This window comes from uncultured Gimesia sp., assembly GCF_937910335.1.
Taxonomy (GTDB): domain Bacteria; phylum Planctomycetota; class Planctomycetia; order Planctomycetales; family Planctomycetaceae; genus Gimesia.
Map to the genome: position 1 here is coordinate 1 of NZ_CALEMX010000413.1, position 4,691 is coordinate 4,691.

Consider the following 4,691-nt stretch of genomic DNA (forward strand, 5'->3'; position numbering starts at 1 on the left):
GCTCAAAAAAGAATCGTCATCAAGCACTTGCAGGAGCGGAAAGATACCATAAGTACGAAAAATGAGTCAACCACTCTTGGACGAAGACCATTGATTCACAATAGGCAAGCAGGAGAAAGCCTGATCCGTTCAAGCCTTTGAATGACTATGACTTACGACTTGTGCTAAATACAGCCCGGACAAAAACATTCGCTTCTTCCCAGCATCGAGACGCTCAGAATCGCACTCGTTCCGCCCCTAATCGTGCGACCGCAAATGCACATGCAGAGTCGGCGATTGAGCCATCAAAGATTTTTGCGACATTGGTCATCGCAGCCTGACTTAAAATCGGGTGTAATTGAACGACTTTTTCTGCCAGAAAAACAGCACTGCCACTGACCAGAACGGCAGACGGTGGTTCTGTCATTCTTCCCAGAACCTGATCCACTGCTTCAGAAATCTGTTGTTGCTGCTGTGTTGCAAGAAAAGTTGCCATCGCGACCGCTTCCGCCCTGGTGATTTCTGAAATATCACAACAAACAGAGCGGGAGATCCGATCATAGGCATCAAATCGCGTTGCAGGTCGACCGTTGGCCGTATCTATATCGCTTGCATTCTCATCTATGTCCTCCAGCAACAGGTAAAGATCCAGTGCCGTAGCAAAACATTCCGCAGCCATCGGACATTGTTGACCACGCAGAGGAACCGACCTCTCAATCATTGCCACTGGAGTCCGACGTCCACCCGTGTAGACTAATTCGCCAGAGCGCAGCCTTTCGACATCGGTCAGTCCTTCTGGAACCGGCACGCCTTCCTGGATGGGAATAATGTCCGTTGTTGTGGAGCCAATATCGATCAGAATCCCACTTTGTTCCGGGATCATCCGCCCCAACCAGGTCGCCAGTGCATGCCAGTTGGCAGCCGCTGACAACAAGGGAAACTCTCTGGCATGTGCCGTCGTCAGAAATTCTGCCCCTGTCTGCCAGACCACGACCGGAACGGGTGCCACAGCCTGTTCGGTAGCAGACAATAGGGTTTCGACACCCTCAGCCTTTGACTGAAAGCAATCTGCCAGTTCCCCTGTCATTGTCACCGCTACCAGATCGGGTTGCTGATACAATGTGAGTATTTCCTGTAGTTTCTGCTTTAACAGTTCCGGCGTTTTCCAGAGTTCAAAGGGAATCGCATGCGCAACACCATTGCAGTCTGCGGATTTGATATTCGCACCACCAATGTCCAGACCAATCACATACATGAATCGCACTACTCTCTAATTGCGCATCGGGTTCAATAAAACACTTCCGTCAGGACCAAACTCAACGTTCTGCCCCGCTTGCCAATTGATGAGGGGAAGCTCCGTTTCCAATTTGATAATCCGTTCTGCCAGATTATTCGAAGTCAATTGACGATAGCCTGTATAACTGGTCGTCAAGCGAGGATTGATCTCCATAATCAAAGGTGCCGCAGGATCAACATCCGGCAACAGAAGATCAAAGCCGACATATCCAAAAAGACCGGGTATGACTTCACAAACAGACTGAATTAATTTCTCTATTGATCTTAATATATCAATATTCAGATCAGCCGGAATCAGCCCTCCCTGATATTGAAATCCGGATCGCCAGCATATTTTTTGTTCTCCCACAGGAAAGATTTCCCTGCGCTGCGAATTTATCAGAACCGCAGTTGAAATCATCCTTCCTGAAACAAAAGGCTGCATGATGTAATCAAAACCGTCATTCTGAATTTGCGAGAGATTCTCCCTCCAGTCTTCAAGCGCTTCGAAATATGTTAATCCCAGCCCTCCTGCCCCATATCGATGTTTGATAACACAAGGCCATGATTCGGGTGGCATTGATGGCAAACTTTCAAACAAGGATGTGGATATGGTAGGGAGAGACTGTTTTTTCAGAAATTCAAAAAGACGCCATTTGTCTGCGGTCAGTTTGATGGCGTTCAAATCAGAGCCAGAGACTAAGGCTCCCAACTCAATCGCACGCTCAGTTCTCAGGTAGAGAATGTCATCAAATTCAGGAGCTATGATCCAAACGACATCTGCCAGCCGACAAGCATCCTCGAAGAAGAGTATTTCCTCTTCCGGCCCCTTGACGCGGTTCACCTGCAGTCGCTGTTCCTGATCCCAATGCTTAAACTCGTTGAAAGGCGTCGGCAGATCTGCATCCACGCAGGTCATCACATTACAATCTGGAATCGCAAGCAGATCCGTAATCACGGCCTCAAGCATCGCAGCTCCTTCTGTCAATAATGACGGTTCCGCACGAGACGCCGCACAACCACCGCTACTGAGATATTCAGACACAAAAACGTTCAACGTCCTACCTTGTTTGTTTCATCTTTACCTCTGTGTCTGCGATTCAGAGCCGAGACAGCGGCGTTGGATTCGGGATAATGAGATTAATCCTGCTTTTGATTTCACGCTCTTCAGTCTAGGTACTCAATTCTCGTTTGTTAATTGCTACAACGCGTCATCTCATTGTTTTCTGCACGTTTTATCAGTCTTTGCTGATTGATCAAACCTTTCCTGATTAATCAGGTAATTCTGAACCTCTAACTGTTTGAAACCGCTCAAAACGGAGAGGAACCAGGAAACGCATGAGCCTTTAAGTCCCGTCCGGATTGCCCCCTTTACTTTTTACAAAATCCTCTGATTCTGTCCCGTTTGCACACCTGTTTGCATGGTAGACTTTTAAAGATTACTTTTCTTTTTGAATGATAGAGGATTGTCCATGCCGAGCAATTGGATTCGGCCATTTTCGAAATCGACTCCAGGAATGCTGTTGCTGATCATCTTGTTAGCCACAGCCTGTTCCGCCCTTGCGCCTGGTCAGCGCTCATCCTTAAAACTAACCGATCCGCCACCTTTAGATCCACAGAATCAGTCTTTGGATAGCCCTTCACAGAATAAAACTCCTCAGTCGCGCGAAACTCAAAGAGTCAATCCACAGAAGGTTCCACAAAACATACCGGAGTCATCACAGTCTGATAAAGATTTGTTTGCCGTACCAGATTCGGCAGATCGAACTCGAACTCCAGAGCCACGGGATCTACCCGAACAGATCACACCCCGGCTGAAAAGTAAACAACCAGAATCTAAGAACAACCTTTCACCAACGAAGCCAGATTCGAAACCACTATCGGGTCCGAAGATGACAGTACCGGGTACTGTAGACCGCTTGGAAATGACGGTTGATGTAATTCCCAAGCGACAGCTAGGCAGTGGTGCCACGTTTTATCTGATCATCAAAAATGTCAGTGATCGGGCAGTCCGAAATGTATTGCTGGAATGTGAATTTGATACGGAATTTCTCTTTCCCGGCAGACGTGAAAAGAAAATCGGACAGTTGCTTGGCACTTTACAACCCGGAGAATCAAAAGAAATTTCGCTCACTCTCTACAGCGATTCTTTAGGTAGCCATTGCTGCCGGTTTCGCGCCATCGCCGACAAAGAGGAGCTGGTCTGGAAATCCGTTTGTGTGGAGTACGAAAAGAAACAACTGGATCTGTCTATCATCGGACCTTCTGCTAGAACCATAGGCAGTCGCGCTGAATATATTGTCAAATTATCAAATGTTTCCGACGTCGATTTAAACAATGTCCAGGCAGTCATCACCTACGATCCGGTCTTAACGCCACGTGAAGCTTCGATTGGTTCCATACGGGAATCGGGGCAGCTAAAATGGTCATTGGATACTATTCGGAAAGGTGAGGGAGTGCAGTTACAAGTGGAATTCGAATGCGAAGTCGCAGCCGAACATGCCTGTCTGAGAGTAAATGTTGACAGCCCTGACCTGCCGAAAGAACAGGTTTCCGCCTGTTTAAAAGTTACTCCGCCTCAAGGTGTTTTCGATGTACAGGTCCGAGATACCAAAGACCCCATCACGCGCGGTGAAGAGACCGTATATGAAGTCAGCATTGAAAATCGAGGCTTGCAACCTGCCCGGGATATCTCGTTCCAGGCAAAAATCCCACGTATGTTCCGCGTCGTTTCGGTTGAAGCTTATCAGGGAAATCAGAAACTGAATTTGAAACCGGAAGTCAATCAAAATCTATTGACGGTCTCTCCGATTCGAGAGCTCCCAGCAGACGCATTTCTGCGATATACGATTCAGGTCAAAGCGATTGGCTCCGGCGATGGAGAGTTCGAAGTCACCATCGGCGGAGCGGATTCCGAAAAACTCAAAACACGCGTCAGCGAAATCACAACGGTAAATCGCTGACACATCTATGATTGAATGATCTCCTACCAATTCTGCTTTGCATGTTCGGGGAAATCTCGTTCATAGCGTTTTACGAGAGCTTTCATATCCGCAGGCACAATATACACCTTGCCCCGGATCGTTTTTGTTTCGCCTGAATCTAAACCACCCAATCGAAAATCTGCATGCAGGCAACGAATGACACCTTGGAACAATTCCTGGTATGGTTCGAAAGCCGTCGCAAATATCCAGCGATCGTCGGCACTATAACAACCAATTAATCCGTTACTGGGAACCTCTTTACTTAAGGGCCGCGGGTTCACATCGGTGCGTGGAACCGATTTCGGACACCAGACCTGCCCCGGAATGTAGCGCGCTTTCATAGCCCAGTTCCGGGTCGGCATCATCGCTGGTTTCCCGTCCAGAAAGATAAACGACTTTTTGATGTAAGCATATTTGTCATCCGTCGTATCCTTTCCCAAACCGGCGAATTCA

The 4,691-nt window shown here is 47.7% G+C and carries 3 protein-coding genes and 1 pseudogene; 1 reads left to right on the forward strand and 3 read right to left on the reverse strand.

Annotated features, from left to right (window positions below; translation table 11 throughout):
* Positions 1-214: 214 nt before the first annotated feature.
* Both Q0668_RS16255 and Q0668_RS16260 read right to left on the reverse strand, forming a co-directional pair.
* Entirely contained in the window at positions 215-1,234 is a 1,020-nt protein-coding gene (locus Q0668_RS16255) for a hydantoinase/oxoprolinase family protein (protein ID WP_298866542.1), read from the reverse strand.
* A 15-nt stretch (positions 1,235-1,249) separates the two neighbouring features.
* Complete coding sequence (locus Q0668_RS16260) at positions 1,250-2,299, reverse strand: ATP-grasp domain-containing protein (protein WP_298866543.1); 1,050 nt, start codon at positions 2,297-2,299, stop codon at positions 1,250-1,252.
* A gap of 427 nt (positions 2,300-2,726) precedes the next feature.
* On the opposite strand from Q0668_RS16260, the gene Q0668_RS16265 reads away from it, so the two are divergent.
* Positions 2,727-4,217, forward strand: coding sequence for a hypothetical protein (locus Q0668_RS16265; RefSeq protein ID WP_298866544.1), 1,491 nt, complete (start codon positions 2,727-2,729; stop codon positions 4,215-4,217).
* A gap of 23 nt (positions 4,218-4,240) precedes the next feature.
* Here Q0668_RS16265 and Q0668_RS16270 read toward each other — a convergent pair.
* Positions 4,241-4,691 (reverse strand): annotated as a pseudogene (locus Q0668_RS16270) (hypothetical protein); the annotation flags it as partial.

Excerpts from the sequence above, each read along its gene's own strand:
- Q0668_RS16265 (WP_298866544.1), top strand. The coding sequence starts at position 2,727 with ATGCCGAGCAATTGGATTCGGCCATTTTCGAAATCGACTCCAGGAATG.
- Q0668_RS16255 (WP_298866542.1), bottom strand. The coding sequence starts at position 1,234 with ATGTATGTGATTGGTCTGGACATTGGTGGTGCGAATATCAAATCCGCA.